Here is a 23,994-nt window from a genome sequence, read left to right on the forward strand (position 1 = left end):
TAAGGCGTGATGATGGACTCGCAACCCGCTATCGACTTTCGCTTCACGGAAGTGGCCCAACACCCGGAACGTCTGAGCCGGATTCGTTACCTGCTGACGGACAGCGGTCTGGGGATGGACAACGATATCACGCTGTTCGTTGAGGCCTGGTCCGGAGAGCAGCTGGTGGGCTGCGCGGGGCTGGCCGCCAACGTTATCAAATGCGTGGCGGTCGATGAGCAGCTGCGCGGTGTGAATCTCAGCGCGCGGCTGCTGGCGGAAGTGGAAAACGTCGCCCTCGCGCGCGGCCATTTTCATCTCTTCCTCTGCACCCGGCCCTGTAACGAGGAGCGCTTTTCCCGCAGCGGCTTCTGGCCTGTCGCCCGCAGTGGCAATAACGCGGTATTGATGGAGAACACGCCGCAGGGCATTACGCGCTACTGCCGTTCGCTGCGCGGTGAGCGCCGGCCCGGCAAGGATATCGGGGCGATTGTCATGAATGCGAATCCGTTCACGCTTGGCCACCGCCATCTGGTGGAACACGCGGCGGCACGCTGCGACTGGCTGCATCTGTTTGTGGTACGTGAAGACGCCTCATTCTTTCCGTTCGCCGCGCGTCTGGAGATGGTACGGGCCGGAGTGGCGCATCTGGCGAATGTCTCCGTGCACGAGGGCTCGCAGTACATCATCTCGCGCGCCACTTTTCCGGCCTACTTCCTGAAAGAGAGCGGAAAAGTGCAGCAGGCGTGGAGTGAAATCGACGTGCTGATCTTTCGCGACTACATCGCGCCGTCTCTCGGCATTACCCATCGTTTTATCGGCTCCGAGCCGTTTTGCGATATCACCCGTCAGTACAACCTGACGCTGCACGAACTGCTGGCGGGTCGTATCAACGTTGAGGAGATGACCCGTATTAAGGTCGGGGGAAGCGCCATTTCGGCCTCGGAAGTCCGCCGTTTACTTAAGACAGAACAGTATTCTCGTATTCGGGACATTGTCCCGGAATCCACTTTCGCGCATCTCGAAGCGCACTACAGCGCGGAAGTCGCTTAATTATCAGGAAACGATCATGAAAATTGTAAGGGAGGCGCTGGCCGGTACGCAGGAGTCCAGCGACCTGATGGTGAAAATCGCCCCCGCCGACGGCGAGCTGGAGATTGTCATCCACAGTGAAGTGATAAAGCAGTTTGGCGAGCAGATTCGTCAGGTGGTTGAGGAAACGCTGCACGCGATGGCGGTGCGGCAGGGGTTGATTATCATCGAAGACAAAGGCGCGCTGGATTGCGTCATTCGCGCGCGCCTGCAAAGCGCGGTGCTGCGCGCTGCCGATGAACCGCATATCGACTGGAGGACGCTGTGATGAACAGGCTCCGTCGTAGCATGTTATTCCTGCCGGGCGCTAACGCAGCGATGCTCTCTACCGCCTTTATCTACCGTCCCGATTCGATCATGTTCGATCTTGAGGACGCGGTGGCGCTGCGCGAGAAAGACAGCGCGCGCCTGCTGGTCTGGCATGCGCTCCAGCACCCGATGTATCAGGATATCGAAACCGTGGTGCGCATTAACCCGCTGAGCACGCCGTTTGGCTTGCTGGATCTGGAAGCCGCCGTGCGAGCTGGCGTGGACGTGATCCGATTGCCGAAAACCGATACTCCGGAAGATATCGACGAACTGGAAAGCCACCTGGTGCGCATCGAGCGCGACTGCGGGCGTGAAGTGGGGTCCACCCGCATCATGGCGGCGATTGAGTCGGCCGTTGGCGTCATTAACGCCGTGGCTATTGCTCGCCGTTCCCCGCGGCTGATTGGTATTGCGCTGGCGGCCTTTGATTATGTGATGGATATGCAGACCGAGCGCAGCGATGGTACCGAACTGTTCTACGCCCGCTGTGCGGTACTGCATGCCGCGCGGGCAGCCGGCATCGATGCCTTCGACGTGGTGTGGTCAGACGTGAACGACGAAGCCGGATTCCTGCGCGAAGTCGAGTTGATTCGCAAAATGGGCTTTAACGGCAAATCGTTGATTAACCCGCGTCAGATTGACCTGCTGCACAATGCGTATGCGCCAACCCGACAGGAGGTTGAACACGCGCAGTTAGTGATTGAGGCCGCGCAGGAGGGGGAACGCAATGGCCTGGGCGTGGTCTCGCTCAACGGCAAAATGGTCGACGCCCCGATTATTAACCACGCACAGAGAGTGCTGGAACGCGCGGCCGCCTCCGGCGTACGCCGTTAAGGATAAAACAATGAACCAGACAGAACTTCTCCATGCGACCTTCCCCCATCTGCGGGATCTAAAACCGTTTGATTCTGCCCTCAGCGCGACGCCCTGGCTGGCCGACGTAGAGGAAAAGCATCGCCGTAAGCTGTGTGAATCCCTCGAGGAGGCGGTGGTGCGCAGCGGCCTGCAGGACGGAATGACTATCTCCTTTCACCATGCCTTCCGTGAAGGCGATCGGGTGATTAACAGCGTGGTGGCGAAGCTGGCGCAAATGGGTTTTAAAGGCCTGACGTTGGCTTCCAGCTCCTTGATGACCTGCAACGATGCTCTTATCGAACATATCCAGAGCGGGGTGATTCGTCGCATTTATACCTCAGGGATGCGCGGGAAACTGGCGGAGGCTATCTCCCACGGAGTGATGGATGAGCCGGTACAGATCCATTCCCACGGCGGGCGAGTGAAATTATTACAGGATGGCGAGCTGAACATTGACGTCGCGTTTCTCGGTGTGCCGTGCAGCGATGAGTTCGGCAATGCCAACGGCACCCACGGGCGCTCCTGCTGCGGTTCGCTCGGCTATGCGATGGTCGATGCGCACTTTGCCCGACGGGTGGTGCTGCTGACTGAAGAACTGGTGCCTTTCCCCAATATGCCCGCGAGCCTGATGCAGGATCAGGTGGATTACATCGTGCAGGTGGATAGCGTGGGCGACCCGGCGAAGATCAGCGTCGGCGCGGCGCGCGTCACCAGTAACCCGCGTGAACTGATGATCGCCCGCTATGCGGCAGATGTGATTGAGCACTCCGGGTACTTCAGGGACGGTTTTTCGATGCAGACCGGTTCCGGTGCGGCGGCCACCGCCTGCACCCGCTTTATGGAAGAGAAGATGGAGCGTAGCGGCGTGAAAGCCCGTTTTGCGCTGGGGGGGATTACCGGCAGTCTGGTGGATCTGCATGAGAAAGGACTGATTGAAAAGCTGCTCGATACGCAGTGCTTCGACGGTCAGGCGGCCGCTTCGCTGGCGCGCAACCCTCATCATGTGGAGATCTCCACCAACGTCTATGCCAACCCGGGCAGCAAGGCGGCGAGCTGTGACCAGCTCGACGTGGCTATTCTCAGCGCGCTGGAAATCGACGTCGATTTCAACGTTAACGTGATTACCGGTTCCGACGGCGTCATGCGCGGGGCGTCCGGCGGTCACTGTGATGTGGCGGCAGCGGCAAACCTGACTATTGTCGTCGCCCCGCTGCTGCGTAGCCGCATTCCCACGGTAGTGAAGCGGGTGACGACGCGACTGACGCCGGGAGAAAGCATCGATGTCCTGGTCACTGACCACGGCATTGCGGTGAATCCGGCACGACCGGAGATCCGCGCGCGCCTGATTGCCGCCGGGATGAACATCGTCGATATCGACGCGCTGTACGCGCGGGCTATCTCGCTCTGCGGGGTCCCCAGACCCATTGAATTCACGGACAAAATCGTCGGCGTCATTCGCTACCGCGACGGGCGGGTGATTGATACTGTGCGCCAGGTTAAGGAGTAGCAACATGACCACTGTGACACCCGTGGAGGCGGGTGTCAGCCTGGAGGCGTGGCTGGCGGCGAAAGAGTGCCGCGCGGCGCGCCAGGCTGACTGGCTAAGACGTTATCAACAGCCGATTATTTCGCTGACCCTGGTGACGCCGGGGACGGTAAAAAATAGTCTCCGCTACCGCAATACGATGGGCGTGGCGCTCCAGATGTGCGACCAGCTGCTGTGGGAGAACCGCTGGCCGGTGCGGGATCGCCAGGTGCTGTGGCTCCCGACGGGGCCTGAGGCGATGTGGTCTGTGGCGCATAATGCGCCGGAGATCAAGGCCCACTGCGTGGCGCTGGAGCAGAGTCATCCGCTCGGTAGGCTGTGGGATCTGGATGTGATCTGCCCGCAGGATGGCCACGTTGGCCGTCTGTCGCTGGGGCTGCACATGCGCCGCTGCCTGGTGTGCGATGAGCCGGCGCATGTCTGCTCTCGCTCGCGCAAGCATCCGGTCGGACAGGTGGTGGGAGGCGTGGAGAAGATTATCAATGACTGGTTTGCCCGCGACTAAATTTTGCGCCATTGAGGTCCCTCGTCTGGCGGAAGAGGCCCTGTGGCAGGAGCTGGAGCTGACCCCCAAGCCGGGGCTGGTGGACCGACTCAACAACGGGGCTCATCATGATATGGACCACGCTCTGTTTGTCCGCAGTATTACTGCGATTACGCCGTGGCTCTCCCGCTTTACCGAGCTGGGGAGTGACTACGCAGACCAACCGGCAGGCGAGCAGCTGCGTCTGCTACGCCCGATGGGCATTGCCTGCGAGCAGGCAATGTATGCCGCAACCGGCGGCGTGAATACTCATAAAGGGGGGATATTTTCTCTCGGGCTGCTCTGTTTTGCCGCCGGAAGAGTGCGGGAGGTGACCGCGTCAAGCCTCTGTAGCGAAGTGAGGATTCTGTGCCGGGGGCTGGTGGCGCGTGAGCTGGCTGGCCGCAGTGCGGCAGTAACCGCAGGCGAACGTCAGTTTCAGCAGCTGGGTTTAACCGGCGCACGCGGTGAGGCGGAAAGTGGTTTTGCGACGGTACGTCGCGTCTTGCCCCTGTGGAACGGCCGCCAGCTGCATGATTTGCTCCTGCGCCTGATGGCGGTGAATCCGGACAGTAATCTGGTGTCGCGCGGCGGTATTCACGGGCTGCGATATGTGCAGAGCTATGCGCGGGAATTACTAGCTAATGGCTGGGATCGCGAGACGTTGCTTAAGATGGATAAGGCATTGATTGAACACAATCTGAGCCCGGGCGGCAGTGCGGATTTGCTGTCGGTGGGGTGGGTGCTCTCTGCAATAAAATAGCCGGGTGGCGCTAACGCTTACCCGGCCTACGGTTTGCGGTTTGTAGGCCCGGTAAGGCGTAGCCGCCACCGGGCACAACACATCAAGGATCAATGCGCAATCGGCTGCGCACCGTTCGGCACGCGAACGTGCTTGTACTTGAACAGCGCGATGAAGGCGATGGCCAGAACCAGCGAGTAGGCGGCAAAGATCAGCCAGACAGGCTGCCAGTCGGTGATGCCGTTGGTGGTATACATCTCCACCACTTTCCCGCTCACCACGCCGCCGAGGATACAGCCGAAGCCGTTGGTCATCATCAGGAACATCCCCTGGGCGCTGGCGCGGATTTCAGGTCTCACCTCTTTCTCAACAAACACCGAGCCGGAGATGTTGAAGAAGTCGAAGGCGCAGCCGTAAACAATCATCGACAGAACCAGCAGCACGGTGCCGAACGGGGTCGGATCGCCATAGGCGAAGAGACCGAAGCGCAGCATCCAGGCGAAGATACTGATAATCATCACGTTCTTGATGCCATAGCGGCTCAGGAAGAACGGAATGGTCAGAATGAACAGGGTTTCGGAGATCTGGGAAATCGACATCATCACCGACGCGTGCTCAACGATAAAGCTCCCGGAGAACAGCGGGTTATTATCGAAGCTGTGCAGGAAGGTATTCCCGAACATGTTGGTGATTTGCAGCTCTGCGCCTAACAGCATGGAGAAAATAAAGAAAATCGCCATCCGCTTGTTTTTAAACAGGGCAAAGGCGTCGAGGCCAAGCATGCTGCTCCAGCTCTGGTTTTTCTGCTGATTGGAGACCGGAACGTGCGGCAGCGTCAGGGTGAACAGCGCGAGGACAACGGAAAGCACCGCACCGATGTAGAGCTGCATGTGGCTCAGTTCGAAGCCCGCGAAGCTGACGCCCCACATTGCCATGATAAAGCCGATGGTGCCCCAGATACGAATCGGTGGGAAATCCGTCACAATATCCAGACCGGCGGATTTCAGTCGGTAGTAGGAAATCGTGTTGATTAAGCCCAACGTTGGCATATAGGCCAGCGAGTTAAGCAGAATCACAAAGAACATCTCCCCTGGCGTGGTGACCTGGGCCGCCATAAACAGCGTACCCGCCCCCACCAGATGGCACAGCGCGTAAACCCACTTCGCGCTGATCCACTTATCCGCCACGATACCCAGCAGCGTTGGCATCAGAACCGCCGCAATGCCGAGCGAGCTGTAAACGGCGCCGATAGACGCACCGTCGAACTTGAGCGTCACAAACATATAGGAGCCAAGTGTAGTCAGCCAACTACCCCACAGGCAGAACTGCAGAAACGACAATATTTTAAGCTGCAGCTTAAGGTTCATGTTATTTTCCTCACGAGTAAGCGGGGGATGTGTTGTGATAATTACATTCAGGGTTTCAATTTGATGAAATTCTATCAGTTAACGCCGCGATGTTTTGTTACCTTCCGCAAAAAAATGCAATCCCCATTAATTTGCAGATTAGATTGTGATGCAAATAACATTTTCCTATGGGAAAGGCGAGGTGAAGCGGGAAAAACCGCCCCTCTCACGTCAGGAAAGGGGCGGGTGAGGAGATAACCTTATTTCCGGCGGTAGGACTTCTGCGCCGTATTCACCTTATAAAGATAGCGGCGCGATTCCGCCGACGGGTGACGGTTGGTGAGGGTGGAATAGACATCCCCCGGCGTCATGCTGTTGATAATATTGGCCGCCTGGACCTTATCGCTGGAGAAGACGCGCAATACGCTGCCGGCACCGCCGTTATATGCGGTGATCACGGCATAGCGGCGCGAGGTCGGGTTATCGATACCTGACAGGTACACATTATTCAGCATCGCCAGATAGGCGGTGCCGGTATCAATGTTATTCGCCGGATCGAACAGATAGCTGCGGCTTGGCAGTCCCGATTTCCCCTGCGCCCGGAAGACATCTTTCCCGGCGCTGTGCTGCACAACCTGCATCAGACCCAGCGCATCAGCATGGCTCACGGCGTACGGGTTGAAAGAGGATTCGGTCTGCATAATCGCCAGAATCAGCGACTCATCGACGCCATACTTCCGCGCCGACTGGCGAACGTACCCGATGTACTTATGCGCACGTTTGTCGAGGTGGTTCGGCACCAGATTAATGGTGATGCTGTAGATCATCCGCAGGCCGTTGCTGCGGCTTTTCAGCCGCGTTTGCAGCAGATAATCGGCATAGCGCGAGGCTCGCCACTCCCAGCGAATCGGATCGCCGTGGTTATCCACCACCTGGCCGTACAGGAACGGCTCTTTCGAGATCTGGATATCATCGGCATCGGAATAGAGGTCGATTGACCCCGGATCGTCGCCCATCAGTAGCGTCTTAATGATGGTCTGACGTAAACGGCCGGTCGGATCGGTACCGGCGATGGTCTCGACGGTGATGGTGCCCTCATCAAAGTTGATGTGGCTACGGGTCTGATACTGATCGGTGTACTTAACGTAGTCTTTCGGCCCGGCGAGCAGAACTTCGTTATAACCCCAAATATTTTCGATGTTATGGGCGAACTGACCCATCAGAATATCGAAGCCGTTGGTGTCCTTAACCCAGGCTTCGTTATACCCATCGCCCTTTTTATTTGAGCTGGAACACGAAACGAGCAAAGGCGCAATGAGCGCTAGCGCTAAATATTTTTTCATCATTCCGGGAGTGTGCGTTGTGTTTGTTGTGCTTAAGAGTCAGAGGACTCTTACTTTTTTTCAGGCGGCGTGTAGCCTTCAATGTGCACATCTTTCCCTTCAAACAGGAACTGGATCATCTCCTGTTCCAGCAGCTTGCGATGCTCCACGTTCATCATGTTGAGCTTTTGCTCGTTGATTAACATGGTTTGCTTATGCTGCCACTGGGCCCACGCCTCTTTCGAAATCTCGTTATAGATGCGTTTGCCTAACTCACCCGGATACAGCTGGAAATCCTGGCCATCCGCTTCACGCTGCAGGAAAGTACAAAAAATCGTTCTGCTCATTAGTCATCCTCTTTATTCGCCAGAAAGCTATGCAAGAGCCCCGGCCTTCAACTGTTGCAACAAGCGCTCCACGGGAGCCGCCAGTCCAACCGACGGCGGCTGCGCTAAGTTATACCAGAGTGTGCTGCCTTCATCCATGCATGCGCCAGATGAATCTATGCTAAGCCACATCGGCACAATATCCAGATGGAAATGGCTGAAAGTGTGGCGGAACGCGGTCAGCTGCGTCAGATTATCATCCTTTATCCCACGCTCAGCCAGCCATTCGCGGAGCGCGGCCTCCTCTTCAAACTGCGGAAAACAGAATAATCCGCCCCATAAGCCGACCGGCGGACGCTGGGAAAGTAACACCGCGTTGCCATGCTGCATCAGCAGGAAATAGCCCGTCCGCTCCGGAATGGTCTGCTTCGGTTTTTTGCCAGGATATTGTGCCCATGAATGGTTTGCGTAAGCGATGCAGCCGTTACTTAACGGACAGATCTCGCATTTGGGTTTTGTACGGGTGCAGACTATCGCCCCGAGATCCATCATCGCCTGGTTAAAGCGCTCGACCCCTTTTGCCGGGGTGACCTCTTCGCTGATCTGCCATAATCGTTTCTCAACCTCTTTTTTCCCCGGCCAGCCGTTGACCGCATAGCAGCGGGCCAGCACGCGCTTCACGTTGCCATCGAGAATGGGGTAATGCTTGCCAAGGGAGAGGGATAAAATCGCGCCGGCCGTGGAGCGTCCGACGCCGGGTAGCGCCGCCACTTCGTCAAAGGTTTGCGGGAATTCGCCGCCGTGCAGGCTCGCCACCTGCTGCGCCGCCTTATGTAAATTACGCGCGCGGGCGTAATAGCCCAGGCCGGTCCACAGATGCAGCACTTCATCCAGCGGCGCCTCGGCCAGATCGATAACCGTCGGGAAGCGCGCCATAAAGCGTTCAAAATAGGGAATAACCGTGGCGACCTGCGTTTGTTGCAACATCACCTCGGAGAGCCATACTTTGTAAGGCGTTTTACCCATTTGCCATGGCAGGGTTTTACGCCCGTATTTGTCGTACCAGTCCAGCACCTGGGCTGAAAATTGCGCGGCGAGAAAAGTCAAAGCTACAGCTCCGGAATCGCGATATCAGGGTGGCAGATTGCAGCATAAGGGCGACAGGCTGTAAACCCTTGCATCCGTCGGGTAACTTTGGATAATGCCCGTTTTCCGCACACTCTCACAAGCAGACCTAACTTTTATGAAAAACGACGTCATATCTCCGGAATTCGATGAAAACGGCCGCCCGCTGCGCCGTATTCGTAGCTTCGTCCGCCGCCAGGGCCGCCTGACCAAAGGGCAGCAGCATGCGCTGGATAACATTTGGCCGGTGATGGGCGTTGAGTTCAACGATGCGCCGCTCGATTTTGCCGCGCTGTTTGGCCGCAACGCGCCGACGACGCTGGAGATCGGATTCGGCATGGGCGCTTCGCTGGTGGCGATGGCGAAAGCGAAGCCTGAGCAGAATTTCCTCGGTATCGAAGTTCACTCACCGGGCGTCGGTGCCTGCCTGGCCTCCGCCGAAGAAGAGGGTGTACACAACCTGCGCGTGATGTGTCACGATGCGGTCGAGGTGCTCCACACCATGATTCCGGATAATTCCCTCAATATGGTGCAGCTGTTTTTCCCTGACCCGTGGCATAAAGCGCGTCATAATAAACGCCGTATCGTACAGGCGCCTTTTGCTGAGCTGGTGAAAAGCAAGCTTAAACTGGGCGGCGTCTTCCACATGGCGACCGACTGGGAGCCGTATGCCGAGCATATGCTGGAAGTGATGTCATCGCTGGAAGGGTATCGTAACCTGTCAGAAAGCAACGATTATGTACCGCGCCCGGAATCGCGTCCGGTAACCAAATTTGAACAGCGTGGCCATCGTCTTGGCCACGGCGTATGGGACTTAATGTTCGAGAGGGTGAAATAATGGCAAAGAATCGTAGCCGTCGTCTGCGTAAAAAAATGCATATCGACGAGTTTCAGGAAATCGGTTTTTCCGTCGCATGGCGTTTTCCGGAAGGGAGCACCGAAGAGCATATCGATCGCACCGTGAATGACCTGATTGAGGAAGTGATCGAGCCGAACAAACTGGCGTTTGACGGCAGCGGTTACCTCTCCTGGGAAGGGCTGATCTGTCTGCAGGAAATCGGGAAATGTACCGAAGAGCATCAGGCCATTGTCCGCAAGTGGCTGGAAGAACGCGGGCTTGCCGATGTGCGCACCAGCGAACTTTTTGACGTCTGGTGGGACTAAGTTTGACAAGGGTCGGCAATTGCCGACCCGTTTTGTCTTAAGGGAGTTTTATGATGCGCAAAACGCTGCTGGCGGTGGCGCTGTCCGTTACCGCTCTGTCCGCGCACGCGGACTACCAATGTAGCGTCACGCCGCGTGACGACGTGATCCTCAGCCCGCATCAGGTGCAGGTAACAGGGGAGAACGGCGATCTGGTGATTAAACCGGACGGCAATCTGACCTATAACGGAAAACAGTATTCTCTGACTGCGGCCCAGCGTGAGCAGGCCCAGGATTATCAGGCCGGCTTGCGCAGCAGCCTGCCATGGATTGATGACGGCGCGCGTACGCGAGTCGAAAAAGGGCGTCAGGCGCTGGATAAAATCATTACCGAGCAGGTTGGCGCCAGCAGCAGTATGCATGGTCGTCTGACCAAACTTGACGCGCAGCTGAAAACCCAGATGAACCGCATTATTGAACGTCGCAGCGACGGCCTGACTTTCCATTACAAAGCGATCGATCAGGTGCGCGCCGACGGCCAGCAGCTGGTTAATCAGGCGATGGGCGGCATTCTGCAGGACAGTATCAACGAGATGGGCGCGAAGGCGGTCCTGAAAGGCGGTGGCAATCCGCTGCAGGGGATCCTCGGCAGCCTCGGCGGCCTGCAAACCGCGATTCAGGAAGAGTGGAAAAACCAGGAAGCGGATTTCCAGAAATTTGGTAAAGACGTTTGTAGCCGGGTCGTCTCCCTTGAAGACAGCCGCAAAGCGCTGGTGAGTTCCCTGAAATAACGCTCTCTGCGGTGTGCCGCGGCCTTCACCGGGGCACACCGCGTTCAACCTTCTCAGGCACGTCCGTGCGAAACGCGGGAACGGCGGGCCAGCGAGTCAATAATCACCGCAATCGCCAGCACGCAGCCGGTAATGATGTAGCGTAGCGATGACGGCAAATTCAACAGCGTCAAACCATTCGAAATCGACTGAATCACGATGATCCCCAGCAGAGCGGACCAGGCGCTTCCGCGCCCGCCGAACAGACTGGTACCGCCGATGACCGCCGCCGCAATGGCGTTCAGGTTCACGTCACCGGTCCCGGCCTGCTGGCTCGCCGAGGCCAGTCGGGAAGCGGCCAGAATGCCGCCAAAGGTGGCGAGCGTGCTGCAGAGTACAAAAGCGCTGACGTAAATAGCCCGTACGTTGATCCCTGAACGACGTGCGGCTTCGCGGTTGCCGCCGACGGCAAACATAGATCGCCCCCATTGAGTCCGCTTGAGCGCATAGTTGAGCATCATCACGAAGGCGACGAACAGGCCGAAAATCCACGGTACGCCGCGCCCGAGATTAAGATAGAACACGGCGGCTTCAAAGATGACCGTAAGCAGAATCGCGCGCAACAACAGTGAGCTGACGGCTTCCGCCGACAGGTTCGCTGCCAGGCGGCGCGTACGCGTTTTGAGGCCAAATATCAGAATCGCCAGCCCGGGCAGCAGCGCCATAAGATGAGAGAACCAGCCCGGCATCACTAGCAGCTGGCCAAAGCGCACCAGCGGAGAGGCGTAGGGCAGGTTAATGCTGCCGCTGGGCCCGAGGATATACAGCTGCAGCCCGAGCAGGGCCAGCAGGCCGGCGAGCGTCGCGACGAAGCTTGGCATGCCGACGCGGTTATACAGCAGAGCGTAAAGCAGCCCGACGGCGATACCGCACAGCAGCGCAACGGCAATCGCTGCGGCAACCGGCCAGCCGGCATTAACCCACAGCACGCCAACAATCGCCGAAGAGAGTCCGCTCATTGAGCCCACCGAAAGATCGATTTCGCCGAGCATCAGTACGCAGACGATCCCCAGTGAGATAAACCCAACGGTAGCACAGTCAAAAAGCAGGTTAACCAGGTTATTGGGTGCGATATAGACCGGGTTGAGCCAGGTGAAAACCAGGGAGATCACGATCAGCCCGGCGATGACCGGCGCGGTCCCCAGATCGCCGGTTTTGATACGATTGAACTGCGCACGTACCACGCCGAACAGGCCGTCGTTGTGCTGGACGCGCTCATCGCTGCGATCCAGAGCGGGGCGGGATGCTGTCTTGCTGTTCATAAAATTAAATCACTCCGGAAGCGCTAGACTGTGATTTTCGTTCGACGCGACGTGAAACGGCGTTCTCTGTTGCGCCGGTAATGGCCGCCACCAGATCCTGATTTGAGGCGTCGGGGGTAAAGATGCCTTTATTGCGCCCGAGCCGCAGCACCACGATGCGATCGGCCACCGCACGGACGTCTTCCATATTGTGGCTGATGATAATGACGCCGAGGCCGCGCTCGCGAACGCGCTCAATCAAATTGAGCACTTCCGCCGTCTGGGCCACGCCGAGCGCGGCGGTGGGCTCATCAAGCATGATGATTTTGGGGGTCATCAGCAGCGAACGCGCGATCGCCACCGTCTGGCGCTGGCCGCCGGAAAGCGAGGCAATCGGCTCGCGCACCGACGGGATTCTGGCCGCCAGCTCCTGCAATAGCGTCCAGGCCCGCACCTCCATCGCCACTTCGTCCAGCTGCAGCGGCGAAATTTCGTGGCCTAAAAACAGGTTCGCGACGACGTCGAGATTTTCGCACAGCGCTAAATCCTGAAAGACCGTGGCGATACCGTACTCCAGCGCCTTGCCCGGACTGTCGAGAGTGATGGCTTTACCGTCAAACTCAATAGTGCCGGTCGTGGGCTGGTGTACGCCGGCGAGAATTTTCACCAGCGTGGATTTTCCCGCGCCGTTATCGCCCACCAGGGCGACCACTTCGCCGGCATGAACCTCCAGCTCGATATCCGTCAGGGCGGAGACCGCGCCGAAGTGTTTGGAGACATGACTCAGTTTTAAAATTGGTTGCCTGGTGTTGGCGACGATGTCTTGTTGTTGCGACATAAAAAAGACCTCAATGATGGCGAAACTACGCCCGTCGGCGACGACGGACGCAGGGGCAGCATTACTTCTCAATACCTAATTTCTGGCAGGCTGCGGTGTAATCACCGGTACACACCTGAGCGTAGGTCTGGATCTTTTTATCGAAAATTTCCGCTTTGATGTTTTTGGCGGTGATGACTGCCGGGGTAAACAGCTGAGAAGGCGTGTTGTACAGCGTGGTGCTCGCCTGCGGTTTCTTACCCTGAATGAGTTCTACGGCCACTTTCGCCGCGGCCGCGGCAACGATTTCTGACGGTTTGGAGATGGTGTTGTACTGGTCGCCAGCGATGATGAGCTGCAGCGCGGCAATCGTCGCGTCGTTCCCGGTGACCGGCGGAACCGGCTGTACGCCGGCGGCTTTAAAAGCGGCAATGGCGCCGCCGCCGGTGCCGTCATTGGCCGCGACGACGCCTTTAATTTTGTCCCCGAAGCGGGTGATCTGCCCGGCGGCCCACTCCTGCGCTTTTGGCGGCGCCCATTCCGGAGTATCAAACTCCGCGAGGGTGGTGTAACCCGACGCTTTCAGCCCACGATGAATACCATCGCGGATAAGCCCTGCGGCGGCATCGGTCGGCGAGCCATTAATCTGCAGGACGCCGGCCCCTTTTGGCACGCCGCTCTCTTGCAGATGATTAACCAGCGATTGTGAAATCGCATAGCCGATACCTTCGTTATCAAACGAGACGTAAAAATCGGCAGGCTTGTCGGGGATCGGGCGATCGTAAGCGATCACTTTAACATCCTGAGCCTGGGCATTTTCGACCAGGGCGGCGGCCGCGGAGGAGTCAACCGGATCGAGAACGATAATCTTCGCTCCCTGGGCAATGACCGAATTGAACTGCTGCTGTTGCAGCGTCGCGCTGGCGTTAGCGTTTTGATAAATGACCTTACACTCTGCGCACAGTTTGCTCATTTCCGCTTTGAAACCGGGGAAATCATGCTGCTCATAACGCGTGGAGGCCTGGTCGGGCATGAGAAATGCCACGGTGGCGGATTCGGCCGCTTGTGCCGACGCGGAAATACCGCCGGATATTGTTGCGAGTGCGATAAAAATATTACGGTAATTCATTATATTACCCTCTTTTTTATGTGCTTGAGCCCGCCAGCCTGAGCCGACGTCATAAAGACTTTTTTAATAAGAGTTACCAATAATTCACATGTAGGATACTTCGGTTTTACATTTGCTCAACCGATGAAGCAGGATTACCACCGCACTAAAACGGAGTCAAGAAATGGAAAAAAGTCGATGCGGATTTGTGATTGGCTGCAAAGAATTGCATAAAAAGTGATCGGGTAATTTGACCGACTCGGGAACAAAAAACGGACGGAGAAGTGAGGGAGAAAAGAACAACAACGGGCGGTCAAGGACCGCCCGGGGGGATTACTCTTCGCTGAGAAACAGCTCCAGCAGCGAGTTTAAAAACAGCTTACCGTGCTCGGTTATCTGCCAGCAGTGCTCATCTTCAGCCAGGTAGCCCTGGGCGATGGCGGCATCAATTTGCGGCCGGATCACGCGTTCTTCCAGACCGGTGTAGCGGCTGAATTCACTGCGCGGTGCCGCCTCCAGCAGACGGAAGCGGTTCATAAAGAACTCGAAGGGTTTGTCGGCGGCTGCCACGTCATGCTGGCGTTCGAGGTAGCGGCCTTCCATGTAGCCCCGCGGATGGCGCGTTTTTGCCGTACGCAGAATGCGCCCGTCCGGGAAGGTGATTTTCCCGTGCGCGCCGCAGCCGATGCCAAGGTAGTCGCCAAAGCGCCAGTAGTTCAGGTTGTGCTGACACTGATAACCCGGTTTGGCATAGGCCGAGGTCTCATACTGCTGATAACCTGCCGCCGTGAGCAGACGATGTCCCTGCTCAAAGATATCCCACAGGGCGTCGTCATCCGGCAGCACCGGCGGACGGGAGCCAAACAGGGTATTTGGCTCAATGGTCAGTTGATACCAGGAGAGATGCGGCGGATTAAGGTCGATGGCCTGACGCAGATCGTCCAGCGCCTCTTCCAGCGACTGATCCGGCAGGCCGTGCATCAGGTCAAGATTGAAGCTGCGTAGCCCGAGACCGCTGGCCAGGTGCGCCGCCCGTTTCGCCTCTGCGGGGCCGTGAATACGGCCCAGGCGCTGCAGTTTAGGTTCGCTAAAGCTTTGCACGCCGATGGAGATACGGTTCACGCCTGCACGCTGGTACTCCACGAAGCGATCGGCTTCCACGGTGCCTGGGTTGGCTTCCATGGTGATCTCCGCACCCGCGGCCAGCGGCAGGCAGTCGCGCACGCCGTCGAGCAGAGTTTGCATGGCCGGCCCGGAGAGCAGGCTCGGCGTCCCCCCGCCAATGAAAATCGTGCCGATTTCACGTCCCTGGGCATAGGCTGCATCGGCCCGCAGGTCGGTCAGCAGATGCTGCACATAATCATCGTGCGGCACCTCGCCCTTTAGCGCATGCGAGTTGAAGTCGCAGTACGGACATTTCTGCACACACCATGGGATATGAATATACAGGCTCAGAGGCGGCAAATTAGCCATTACGTAACGCTTCCAGTAACAGTTTCAACGCGCGCCCGCGATGGGAAATCGCGCTTTTTTCTTCACGGCTGAGTTCCGCCGCGGTCTTGCCCTCGGTCGGAACAAAGAAGATCGGGTCATAGCCGAAGCCACCGCTGCCCGCCGCCTGCCGGGTAATGACCCCAGGCCAGCTGCCGTGACAAACAACCGGCGTCGGGTCGGCCGCATGTCGCAGATAGACCAGCACGCAGTGGAATTGTGCCTGACGCTGGTCGTCCGGGACGTCCTTCAGGGCAGCGAGCAGTTTTTCCAGGTTCTGCTGGTCGGTAGCGTCTTCTCCGGAGTAACGCGCTGAATAGATTCCCGGCGCGCCGCCCAGCGCGTCTACCGCAATACCGGAATCGTCGGCAATCGCCGGTAAGCCGGTTATCTGTGCGGCATGGCGGGCTTTCAGAATCGCATTTTCGATAAAGGTCAGTCCGGTTTCCTCGGCGGAATCTACGCCCAGCTCGGTTTGAGCAACGATATCCAGTCCAAAATCTTCCAGCAGCGAGGCCAGCTCGCGAACCTTCCCGGCGTTACCGGTGGCGAGAACAACTTTTTGCATCATTAATCCTGTCTATTTTGTCAGTGCCGCGACCGCAGTCGGGATCTGTTGCGGGTTGATGATTTTTATCTGTTTGTGGCGACCAAGCTCCCCTTTTTCAAGCAGAACCTGGCTTTTCGCGACACGAAACTGTTTGGCGAGGAATTTAACCAGATGGGCGTTAGCCTGGCCATCTACGGGGGGAGCGGTAATGGCGACTTTCAGTTCGTCGCCATGTAAACCAACGATGCTATCACGGCTGGCCTTGGGCTGAATATACAGCCGCAACACCAGCCCGTCAGCGCAGACTTCGACGGCACTCATAGCGCCATCCACAGCCCCGGAAGCAGAACGTTACCCGTCGCCTGCAGCAGTTCGGCGATGCCCATATTGACCACGTACAGCAGCAGCACCAGCACCATCGGCGAAAAGTCGATACCGCCCATTGACGGCAGCATTTTGCGGATAGGGCGCAGCAGCGGGTCGGCCAGCTGCATCAGAACGAACTCCACCGGACTACGGCCCTGGCTTACCCAGCTCATGATCGCCATCAGCAGCAGTACCCAGAATATCAGCAGGCCGACGGTCTTAATCAGAATCAGCAGCGCGGAGATCCAGATAATTGGCTGGAAGGTGACCACCATAAACAGCACGATGGCTTTCACAACGCAGAGAATAAAGGCGATCAGCAGCGAGGAGCTGTCGATGGGGCCCATGGCCGGGATAATGCGTCGCAGCGGCCCGACGACAGGCTGGGTGACCTTAACGACAAACTGCGAAAACGGGTTGTAAAAATCGCAGCGTGCCCACTGCATCCAGACGCGTAGCAACATGATCATGGTGTAGAGTTCAATGACCGTTGCCAGCAGGAAAGTCAACGTCTTCATGGCGTTCCTCAGATTCCTTAATTTTTGCTGTAGTCGCGCGCACCGAAAATTGCGGTACCGATGCGCACCATCGTGCTTCCCGCCGCGATTGCGGCTTCCATATCATCCGACATGCCCAAAGACAACGTATCGACCGTAGGGTATTGCGTTTTCAATCGCGCAAATGCTACCGCCATTTGTTGGGCCACGGCAAACTGCCTTACATATTCTGACTCAGGTGCCGGAATTGCCATTAACCCGCGTAGACGCAGGTTGGGCAGGGCGGCAATCTCCGCTGCCAGTCCATCCAGCGCATCAAGCAGAATGCCCGACTTGCTCTGTTCGTCACTAATGTTTATTTGAATCAAGACATTAAGCGGCGGAAGGTGCGAAGGGCGCTGCTCGCTAAGCCGCGTGGCGATTTTCAGACGATCGACGGTGTGGCACCAGTCAAAGTGTTCCGCCACCAGACGACTTTTGTTGGACTGCAGCGGCCCGATAAAGTGCCACTGCAGCGAAGAGGCGCCTGCTTCCTGGAAGTAGCGGATTTTTTCCACCCCTTCCTGGACGTAGTTTTCGCCAAAGGCCACCTGGCCTGCGGCTATCGCTTCTTCAATGGCACTCGCAGGTTTAGTTTTACTCACTGCAAGCAATGTAATTTCTTCTGGAGCGCGGCCGCAGCGTGCGGCAGCGTCTGAGATTTTGTCCCGGACCTGTGCCAGGTTATGCGCAATATCGTTCATATTCCGAGGATGTGTTATGGAGCTGGAAGAAATCGTGGCCCTTAGTGTAAAGCATAATGTCTCCGATCTACACCTGTGCAATACCTCGGCAGCGCGCTGGCGTCGGCAGGGAAAGCTTGAGCCGGCGCCATTTCACACGCCGGATATTGTGAAATGGCTTGACAGGTGGCTCGATGAGAAACAGCGCGCGCACTGGCGGGCCAACGGACAGGTGGATTTTGCTTTAGCCCCCGTCGGCGTCCCGCGCCTTCGCGCCAGCGCATTTTCTCACGCCCGGGGTATTTCATTAGCGCTACGTCTGTTGCCGGAAAGCTGCCCCCGGATTGAGGCGCTGCGTGTACCGGCGGCGCTGACGGAACTGCTGAATGAAGAAAGCGGTTTGATTCTGGTGACCGGCGCCACCGGCAGCGGTAAGTCGACCACCCTCGCGGCGATGGTCAACCATCTCAACCAGCAGCGTGAAGGGCATATTCTGACGCTGGAAGATCCGGTGGAGTTTGTCCATCACAGCGAGCGATGCCTGATTCAACAACGTGAAATCGGACGTGACTGCCCCTCTTTTTCCTCGGCGCTGAAGGGGGCGCTGCGCCAGGATCCCGATGTGATTCTGTTGGGTGAGCTGCGCGACAACGAAACGATCCGCCTGGCGCTGACCGCCGCGGAGACCGGACATCTGGTGATGGCCACGCTGCATACCCGAGGTGCGGCACAGGCGATTGAGCGTCTGGTGGATGTCTTCCCCGCGCAGGAAAAAGAACAAATACGCAGCCAGCTAGCGGGAAGTTTATGTGCGGTGCTGGCACAAAAATTATTGCCGACAGCGTCAGAGGGAAGAGTTGCGCTATATGAGCTTTTGGTGAATACCCCAGCGGTAGCGAATTTGATCCGCGAGGGGAAAACTCATCAATTGCCGGGGATTATGCAAACCGGTCAACAAGCCGGAATGCTGACTTTTACGCAAAGTTTTCAACAACGTGTGGCAGCGGGCCTGTTATAAGCGCTGTTTTAATATTCAGTTGTCATGCCAGTGTGTTGTTATCGTAATGTTTTATTAATGTTTGTGGTTATTATGGCTGAATATAATTCAGTCATAAATGACTACGTCAAATTAACGACCTCAGTGAAATAGCGAATGGCATTTTACTCGCAGAACAAAGAAAAAAATAAGATTATCTTTTGACACTTTTCGCATGTTCGACTTATGCTGTTCATGGAAATAGGATGTTTCCTGTGAAATAGTGTTTTAAAATGTAAATTTATTAATTTTTTGTAATTTTAGGTTTAATTCATTTAACCACCATGATGGTGGGTGTTTGCTAAGGAGAGTTTTAAGTGATTAATTTTTCAGATAATTTATCTTTTTCTCGTCAGGTTGTTTTTATTACTCACCCGTCAATTCAGAGTAAGGCGTTTGCCACTTACCTGACCGATACATTGTCGGTTATGGTGACACTTCATAATATTAACAAACCGCTAACTCAGCATCTTCCGAAAGAATCGGTAATATTATTCGATATCGCCGTATCGAATAAAAAGCTCAACGGGGTATGGCGAGATGTTATTCAATCTTATGCGGAAAATCCGCGGCTGCTGATTATCAACAGCGCCCAAAAATATGAGCTTTATGAAATGGCGCAGTGGCCTGCGCTGTATGGCGTTTTCCGCCATGACGATGATGAATCGCGCTTAATTGAGGGCGTTAAGGCCGTACTTAATGGCGAACAGACGGCTGAATTGAGCGTGATGCACCCGGCGATGTATGCCGCGGATCATACATCGATCCCGGCGGAGAGTTCGCCGCTCACCGAGCGTGAATGTGAAATTCTCAATGAATTACGCTGCGGCGCAACCAACATGGATATTGCTCGCGCGCTGTTTATCAGTGAAAACACGGTACGTACACATCTGTACAATGTTTTCCGTAAGCTGAGCGTAAAAAACCGCACCCAGGCAGTCAGCTGGGCGAATGAACATTTACGCCACTAGGCATTAAGACAGGCGAAAGAACAATGGCGCCACTTTGCAGAAGAGGGCGCCATCATTATGGCTTCGGGATCAGAAGCCCTGCTCGAAGTAGCTTTCCAGAATAATCACCGCGGAGGCAGAATCAATGCTGCCTTTGTTCAGGGCGCGGAATCCACCGTGCTCAAATAGTCCGGCACGAGCTTCTACCGTGCTCAAACGCTCGTCGTGCAGAGTGATTTTCACCCCAAAGCGGCCGTGAATTTTATTGGCGAAGTTACGTGCGCGCGCGGTGAGCGGTTGCTCAGTTCCGTCCATATTCAGCGGCAGGCCGACGATGACCGCCTCTGGTTGCCACTCTTTAAGCAGTTTTTCGATAACGTTCCAGTCCGGTTTACCATCCTGTGCCTTCAGCGCAGGAAGCGGGCGTGCGGTACCGGTGATGCGTTGACCGACCGCAACGCCGATACTTTTGGTACCGAAATCAAAACCCAGCAGCGTTCCGCTCATTATGCATGCCCCGCTATGCCGGGCATCGTCACAATGTCGATACCGATCAGTTTCGCCGCCTCGCGCCAACGATCGGCAATAGGCGTTTTAAACAAAATATTCTGATCCGCCGGGGCCGTCAGCCAGGCGTTATCAAGGATTTCCTGCTCCAGCTGACCCTTTTCCCAGGAGGAATAGCCCAGCGCGACCAGGACGTTAGCCGGCTGCTTGTCCGTGCCGAGCGTTTCGAGTACGTCGCGGGAAGTGGTGATCACCGTGTTATCGGAGATGCGAATGCTGGAGGAAAAATCAGAAGGCGGTGAGTGCAGAATAAAACCGCGATCTTCCGCCAGCGGCCCGCCGAGCATCACCGGCTTATCCAGACGAATCTCCGGATTGCGCGGTTCAGCGACAATGTTTAACTTTTCCAGAATTCCGTCAATCTGCAAGTTTTCCAGCGGCTTATTGATGATAATGCCCATGGCGCCATCGTCGTTGTATTCGCAGATATAGACCACGGAGCGGCGGAATATCGGATCCTGAAGAGCAGGCATGGCAATCAGAAAGTGATGCTGTAAATTCATTGTCAGAGGTTCTGTTCCTGGTTCAAAAAGCAGCACCCAGTATGCGGGTAAAGCAAGGACCTGTCGATTCAACTTTATCTTTCAGGCGACAGGGGCGTTGATTTCCTCGCTCAACCCGGTCACATAGTGGACTATGCTCCCGGGTACTCGCTGCGTCATCGCCTGCCTGTAGCCCGAAATCTTTCGTTGAATCTCGCGGCGTATCTTTCAGGTGACAGGGGCGTTGATTTCCTCGCTCAACCCGGTCACATAGTGGATTATGCTCCCGGGTACTCGCTGCGTCATCGCCTGCCTGTAGCCCGAAATCTTTCGTTGAATCTCGCGGCGTATCTTTCAGGCGACAGGGGCGTTGATTTCCTCGCTCAACCCGGTCACAGAGTGGACTATGCTCCCGGGCACTCGCTGCGTCATCGCCTGCCTGTAGCCCGAAATATTTCGTTGCATCAGCAGATCTTGCAGACTAACAATACGGGGCTGTTAGCCTGAGAGATCCTATTTTCCGAGGCGCTTCTCGATAGCATCCATCAGCATACCGGTGATGGAGATCGGGAACGCGGCTTCAATTTCACGCACGCAGGTTGGGCTGGTGACGTTAATTTCCGTCAGACGATCGCCGATGATATCCAGACCGACAAAGATCAGCCCTTTGGCTTTCAGCGTTGGCCCGACGCGCCGCGCAATGGCCCAGTCGCTATCGCTCAGCGGACGGGCTTCGCCGCGGCCACCGGCAGCAAGATTACCGCGGGTTTCGCCACCCTGTGGGATACGCGCCAGGCAATAAGGCACCGGCTCACCGTCGACAACCAGCACGCGCTTATCGCCATCTTTAATGGCCGGCAGGTAGTTCTGCGCCATGCAGTAACGGCTGCCCAGCTCGGTCAGGGTTTCCGCAATTACCGGCAGGTTCGGATCGCCCTCTTTCACGCGAAAAATAGAGGTACCGCCCATGCCGTCCAGCGGTTTCAGAATAATGTCGCCGTGTTTTTCCCAGAAGGCTTTCAGCTGGGCCTTATTGCGGGTCACCAGCGTTTCCGGAGTCAGGTCGGCAAACCAGGCGGTAAACAGCTTCTCGTTACAGTCGCGCAGGCTCTGCGGCTTATTGACGATCAGCGTGCCTTTATCTTCAGCACGTTCAAGAATATAGGTCGCGTAAATAAACTCGGTATCGAACGGCGGATCTTTACGCATCAGAATGACGTCGAGATCCGCCAGCGGCAGATCCTGCTCAGCGGTAAACTCATACCACTTATCGTAATTCTGCTCCACGCTGAGCTTGCGCGTGCGGGCGCGGGCTTCCCCGTTGATTAAGTACAGGTCGTTCATCTCCATATAATGGAGTTCATAGCCGCGACGCTGCGCTTCCAGCAACATAGCGAAGCTGGTGTCTTTCTTGATGTTGATGGTTGCGATGGGGTCCATCACGATGCCGAGCTTGATCATTGTTATTCTCCGTTAACGCTTCAACCTAAGTCGCCAAAACGCACCTGCAGCGCGGTAATGGCAGTGAGCGCAGTTGTCTCTGTACGCAGAACGCGCGGTCCCAACAGAATATCAGTAAACTGGTAGCGAGCGGTCATCGCTATCTCTTCCGCTGACAGGCCGCCTTCCGGGCCAATCAGCAAACGAACGCGTTCAACCGGCAACGGCAGCGTGTTGATACTGGCGCTGGCGCGCGGGTGCAGATTGAGCTTCAGGCCATTATCCTGCTCAGCGCACCAGGCCTCCAGCTGCATCGCCGGGCGAATCTCCGGCACCACGTTGCGGCCGCTCTGCTCGCAGGCAGCGATGGCGATTTTTTGCCACTGCTGGATCTTTTTCTGCAAACGTTCGGCATCCAGTTTAACGCCGCAGCGCTCGGAAAACAGTGGCGTTATGAGGCTTACACCAAGTTCAATCGATTTCTGGATGGTGAATTCCATCTTTTCGCCGCGCGACATCACCTGGCCCAGGTGAATATGCAGAGGGGATTCGCGATCGTCTGTTTCGCTGCCAATCACGTCAACTAACACGTTTTTCTTTCCGGCTTCGGCGATCACCGCCTCGAAAACCTGATTACTGCCGTCAAAAAGCTGGATTGCCTGGCCTTTGCCCATACGTAATACGCGGCCAACGTGATTGGCGGCATCGTCAGAGAGGGCGATTTGACTGCCCACGGTAACAGGTTCCGGGTGGTGGATGCGAGGGATGCGCATGCTGGGTATTCCGTTCTTCGCGCAGGTGCCGTTTTTCCCTGGCGGGGAAGCGGCGCCTGCAAATTAACAATTGCCGCTAGTGTAGGTTAGCTCTTTTGCGCCTGGCAAGCTTGCTGGACGTACGGATTGTGGTTGCCCTGTACTTTAGCGATACGCTCGTCGCGTTCGCACTCCCAGGAGGTGACCGGATACATCTTATCCCAGGCAGTAAAAAGCTGGGTTTGCTGGCGGGAGAGGGTCAGCTGATAAGTATCGCGCATATAGAAGTAGGTACGGGCGATAGAACCGCGGGCGCGGGCGGGCGGCTCGGCAACCTTATCCTTAAAATCGACCTTCATGGCGCATTGGCCGTACTGGCCTTCGCCGCCGTTCCACTGGCTATACATAAAGTTGGCGCGGTCGCCGTTAACTTCGCCCACGGCCGGCTGCAGGTTGTGCATATCGCTTTCCATCTTGCGATAGACCGGATCTTTGGCGCAGTTTTTCCGCCCGCCGTCCTGCCAGCACTGGCGCTGGTGGCCAAACTGCCAGGCCGGAACGACGTGCTCCCACTCGACCCGACTGGCGCGGTTTTCATTTTTACGCACTTTATAACCGCAGGACTCCAGATCGATAACCCCTTTTTTCCCCTGCCAGTCAATTTTACAGCCGCAGTAGAAATCGCCGGGGACATCGGCATTGACCTTAACCCCGGCGGCTTTCGCCTGGGAGAAACTGTTGATTCCTTCGGCCGCGACCTGGCCGCTACAGGCGGCAGTCAGAAACGCCGCGGCAAAAACATAAATACGGGACATCGTGAACTCCGTGTCAAAACGA

At 56.5% G+C, this 23,994-nt stretch carries 28 protein-coding genes; 11 read left to right on the top strand and 17 right to left on the bottom strand.

Features of this window, described 5'->3' with window-relative positions:
- The first annotated feature begins 12 nt into the window (after positions 1-12).
- Genes citC through citG form a run of 6 tightly spaced genes read left to right on the top strand, consistent with a single transcriptional unit; the run spans position 13 to position 5,067 of the window.
- Complete coding sequence (gene citC, locus AC236I_RS03800; RefSeq protein WP_151334087.1) at positions 13-1,032, top strand: [citrate (pro-3S)-lyase] ligase; 1,020 nt, start codon at positions 13-15, stop codon at positions 1,030-1,032.
- Positions 1,033-1,048: 16 nt separating this feature from the next.
- Positions 1,049-1,339 carry a citrate lyase acyl carrier protein gene (gene citD / locus AC236I_RS03805; protein ID WP_004867561.1) on the top strand — a complete coding sequence of 97 codons (291 nt, stop codon included), beginning with the start codon at positions 1,049-1,051 and terminating at the stop codon, positions 1,337-1,339.
- Positions 1,339-2,214, top strand: coding sequence for a citrate (pro-3S)-lyase subunit beta (gene citE, locus AC236I_RS03810; protein WP_004867558.1), 876 nt, complete (start codon positions 1,339-1,341; stop codon positions 2,212-2,214). Before citD ends, citE begins: the two co-directional genes overlap by 1 nt.
- A gap of 10 nt (positions 2,215-2,224) precedes the next feature.
- Positions 2,225-3,742: a citrate lyase subunit alpha gene (gene citF, locus AC236I_RS03815; protein WP_032718241.1), complete on the top strand. Its 1,518-nt coding sequence runs from the start codon at positions 2,225-2,227 to the stop codon at positions 3,740-3,742.
- Positions 3,743-3,746: 4 nt separating this feature from the next.
- Entirely contained in the window at positions 3,747-4,286 is a 540-nt protein-coding gene (citX, locus tag AC236I_RS03820) for a citrate lyase holo-[acyl-carrier protein] synthase (protein ID WP_048023390.1), read from the top strand.
- Entirely contained in the window at positions 4,264-5,067 is an 804-nt protein-coding gene (citG, locus tag AC236I_RS03825; protein WP_163980699.1) for a triphosphoribosyl-dephospho-CoA synthase CitG, read from the top strand. The genes citX and citG overlap by 23 nt, the downstream gene beginning before the upstream one ends.
- A gap of 89 nt (positions 5,068-5,156) precedes the next feature.
- Here the strand turns inward: citG and AC236I_RS03830 are convergent, their stop codons facing one another.
- The 4 genes from AC236I_RS03830 to mutY form a co-directional block, all read right to left on the bottom strand.
- A complete protein-coding gene (locus AC236I_RS03830) occupies positions 5,157-6,413 on the bottom strand; it encodes a nucleoside permease (RefSeq protein ID WP_065907057.1) in 1,257 nt (418 codons plus the stop codon).
- A 239-nt stretch (positions 6,414-6,652) separates the two neighbouring features.
- The gene (gene mltC, locus AC236I_RS03835) at positions 6,653-7,735 is read right to left on the bottom strand and encodes a membrane-bound lytic murein transglycosylase MltC (protein WP_015585742.1); all 1,083 of its coding nucleotides are present in this window, start codon (positions 7,733-7,735) and stop codon (positions 6,653-6,655) included.
- A gap of 50 nt (positions 7,736-7,785) precedes the next feature.
- Positions 7,786-8,061 (bottom strand): oxidative damage protection protein, encoded by a 276-nt coding sequence (locus AC236I_RS03840; protein ID WP_004867532.1) that lies wholly within the window; start codon positions 8,059-8,061, stop codon positions 7,786-7,788.
- 27 nt (positions 8,062-8,088) lie between these two features.
- A complete protein-coding gene (gene mutY, locus AC236I_RS03845; protein ID WP_048023393.1) occupies positions 8,089-9,147 on the bottom strand; it encodes an A/G-specific adenine glycosylase in 1,059 nt (352 codons plus the stop codon).
- 136 nt (positions 9,148-9,283) lie between these two features.
- Here mutY and trmB point away from each other — a divergent pair, with 136 nt between their 5' ends.
- Genes trmB through AC236I_RS03860 form a run of 3 tightly spaced genes read left to right on the top strand, consistent with a single transcriptional unit; the run spans position 9,284 to position 11,099 of the window.
- On the top strand, positions 9,284-10,003 hold the full coding sequence (gene trmB, locus AC236I_RS03850; RefSeq protein WP_004867525.1) for a tRNA (guanosine(46)-N7)-methyltransferase TrmB: 720 nt from the start codon (positions 9,284-9,286) through the stop codon (positions 10,001-10,003).
- The gene (locus AC236I_RS03855) at positions 10,003-10,329 is read left to right on the top strand and encodes a YggL family protein (RefSeq protein ID WP_004867521.1); all 327 of its coding nucleotides are present in this window, start codon (positions 10,003-10,005) and stop codon (positions 10,327-10,329) included. The genes trmB and AC236I_RS03855 overlap by 1 nt, the downstream gene beginning before the upstream one ends.
- Positions 10,330-10,379: 50 nt before the next feature.
- Positions 10,380-11,099, top strand: coding sequence for a YggN family protein (locus tag AC236I_RS03860; protein WP_015585744.1), 720 nt, complete (start codon positions 10,380-10,382; stop codon positions 11,097-11,099).
- 53 nt (positions 11,100-11,152) lie between these two features.
- Here the strand turns inward: AC236I_RS03860 and AC236I_RS03865 are convergent, their stop codons facing one another.
- From AC236I_RS03865 to AC236I_RS03900, 8 genes are all read right to left on the bottom strand, one after another.
- Positions 11,153-12,400 (bottom strand): sugar ABC transporter permease, encoded by a 1,248-nt coding sequence (locus AC236I_RS03865; protein ID WP_004867516.1) that lies wholly within the window; start codon positions 12,398-12,400, stop codon positions 11,153-11,155.
- A gap of 4 nt (positions 12,401-12,404) precedes the next feature.
- The gene (locus AC236I_RS03870; RefSeq protein WP_487608695.1) at positions 12,405-13,217 is read right to left on the bottom strand and encodes an ATP-binding cassette domain-containing protein; all 813 of its coding nucleotides are present in this window, start codon (positions 13,215-13,217) and stop codon (positions 12,405-12,407) included.
- A 61-nt stretch (positions 13,218-13,278) separates the two neighbouring features.
- Positions 13,279-14,325, bottom strand: a complete 1,047-nt coding sequence (locus AC236I_RS03875) for an ABC transporter substrate-binding protein (RefSeq protein WP_004867511.1) — start codon at positions 14,323-14,325, stop codon at positions 13,279-13,281.
- Positions 14,326-14,637: 312 nt separating this feature from the next.
- A complete protein-coding gene (gene hemW, locus AC236I_RS03880; RefSeq protein WP_004867507.1) occupies positions 14,638-15,777 on the bottom strand; it encodes a radical SAM family heme chaperone HemW in 1,140 nt (379 codons plus the stop codon).
- Positions 15,770-16,363 (bottom strand): XTP/dITP diphosphatase, encoded by a 594-nt coding sequence (locus AC236I_RS03885; RefSeq protein ID WP_048023395.1) that lies wholly within the window; start codon positions 16,361-16,363, stop codon positions 15,770-15,772. The genes hemW and AC236I_RS03885 overlap by 8 nt, the downstream gene beginning before the upstream one ends.
- A 12-nt stretch (positions 16,364-16,375) precedes the next feature.
- Complete coding sequence (yggU, locus tag AC236I_RS03890; RefSeq protein ID WP_004867501.1) at positions 16,376-16,666, bottom strand: DUF167 family protein YggU; 291 nt, start codon at positions 16,664-16,666, stop codon at positions 16,376-16,378.
- Complete coding sequence (locus AC236I_RS03895; RefSeq protein WP_015585747.1) at positions 16,663-17,229, bottom strand: YggT family protein; 567 nt, start codon at positions 17,227-17,229, stop codon at positions 16,663-16,665. Before AC236I_RS03895 ends, yggU begins: the two co-directional genes overlap by 4 nt.
- A 17-nt stretch (positions 17,230-17,246) precedes the next feature.
- On the bottom strand, positions 17,247-17,951 hold the full coding sequence (locus tag AC236I_RS03900) for a YggS family pyridoxal phosphate-dependent enzyme (RefSeq protein ID WP_015585748.1): 705 nt from the start codon (positions 17,949-17,951) through the stop codon (positions 17,247-17,249).
- 16 nt (positions 17,952-17,967) lie between these two features.
- Between AC236I_RS03900 and AC236I_RS03905 the strand changes: the two genes are divergently transcribed.
- Both AC236I_RS03905 and AC236I_RS03910 read left to right on the top strand, forming a co-directional pair.
- Entirely contained in the window at positions 17,968-18,948 is a 981-nt protein-coding gene (locus tag AC236I_RS03905; protein ID WP_048023397.1) for a type IV pilus twitching motility protein PilT, read from the top strand.
- Between the two features lie 335 nt (positions 18,949-19,283).
- Positions 19,284-19,937, top strand: a complete 654-nt coding sequence (locus tag AC236I_RS03910; RefSeq protein WP_015585750.1) for a LuxR C-terminal-related transcriptional regulator — start codon at positions 19,284-19,286, stop codon at positions 19,935-19,937.
- A gap of 69 nt (positions 19,938-20,006) precedes the next feature.
- Here the strand turns inward: AC236I_RS03910 and ruvX are convergent, their stop codons facing one another.
- From ruvX to endA, 5 genes are all read right to left on the bottom strand, one after another.
- Positions 20,007-20,423, bottom strand: a complete 417-nt coding sequence (gene ruvX / locus AC236I_RS03915; protein ID WP_004867490.1) for a Holliday junction resolvase RuvX — start codon at positions 20,421-20,423, stop codon at positions 20,007-20,009.
- Positions 20,423-20,986: a YqgE/AlgH family protein gene (locus AC236I_RS03920; protein WP_015585751.1), complete on the bottom strand. Its 564-nt coding sequence runs from the start codon at positions 20,984-20,986 to the stop codon at positions 20,423-20,425. Before AC236I_RS03920 ends, ruvX begins: the two co-directional genes overlap by 1 nt.
- 492 nt (positions 20,987-21,478) lie before the next feature.
- A complete protein-coding gene (gene gshB, locus AC236I_RS03925; RefSeq protein WP_004867487.1) occupies positions 21,479-22,426 on the bottom strand; it encodes a glutathione synthase in 948 nt (315 codons plus the stop codon).
- 20 nt (positions 22,427-22,446) lie between these two features.
- Positions 22,447-23,178 (bottom strand): 16S rRNA (uracil(1498)-N(3))-methyltransferase, encoded by a 732-nt coding sequence (gene rsmE / locus AC236I_RS03930; protein WP_004867484.1) that lies wholly within the window; start codon positions 23,176-23,178, stop codon positions 22,447-22,449.
- Positions 23,179-23,264: 86 nt separating this feature from the next.
- Positions 23,265-23,972 carry a deoxyribonuclease I gene (gene endA, locus AC236I_RS03935; RefSeq protein ID WP_004867482.1) on the bottom strand — a complete coding sequence of 236 codons (708 nt, stop codon included), beginning with the start codon at positions 23,970-23,972 and terminating at the stop codon, positions 23,265-23,267.
- Positions 23,973-23,994 lie beyond the last annotated feature (22 nt).

This window comes from Klebsiella sp. Sb-30 (genome assembly GCF_057652795.1).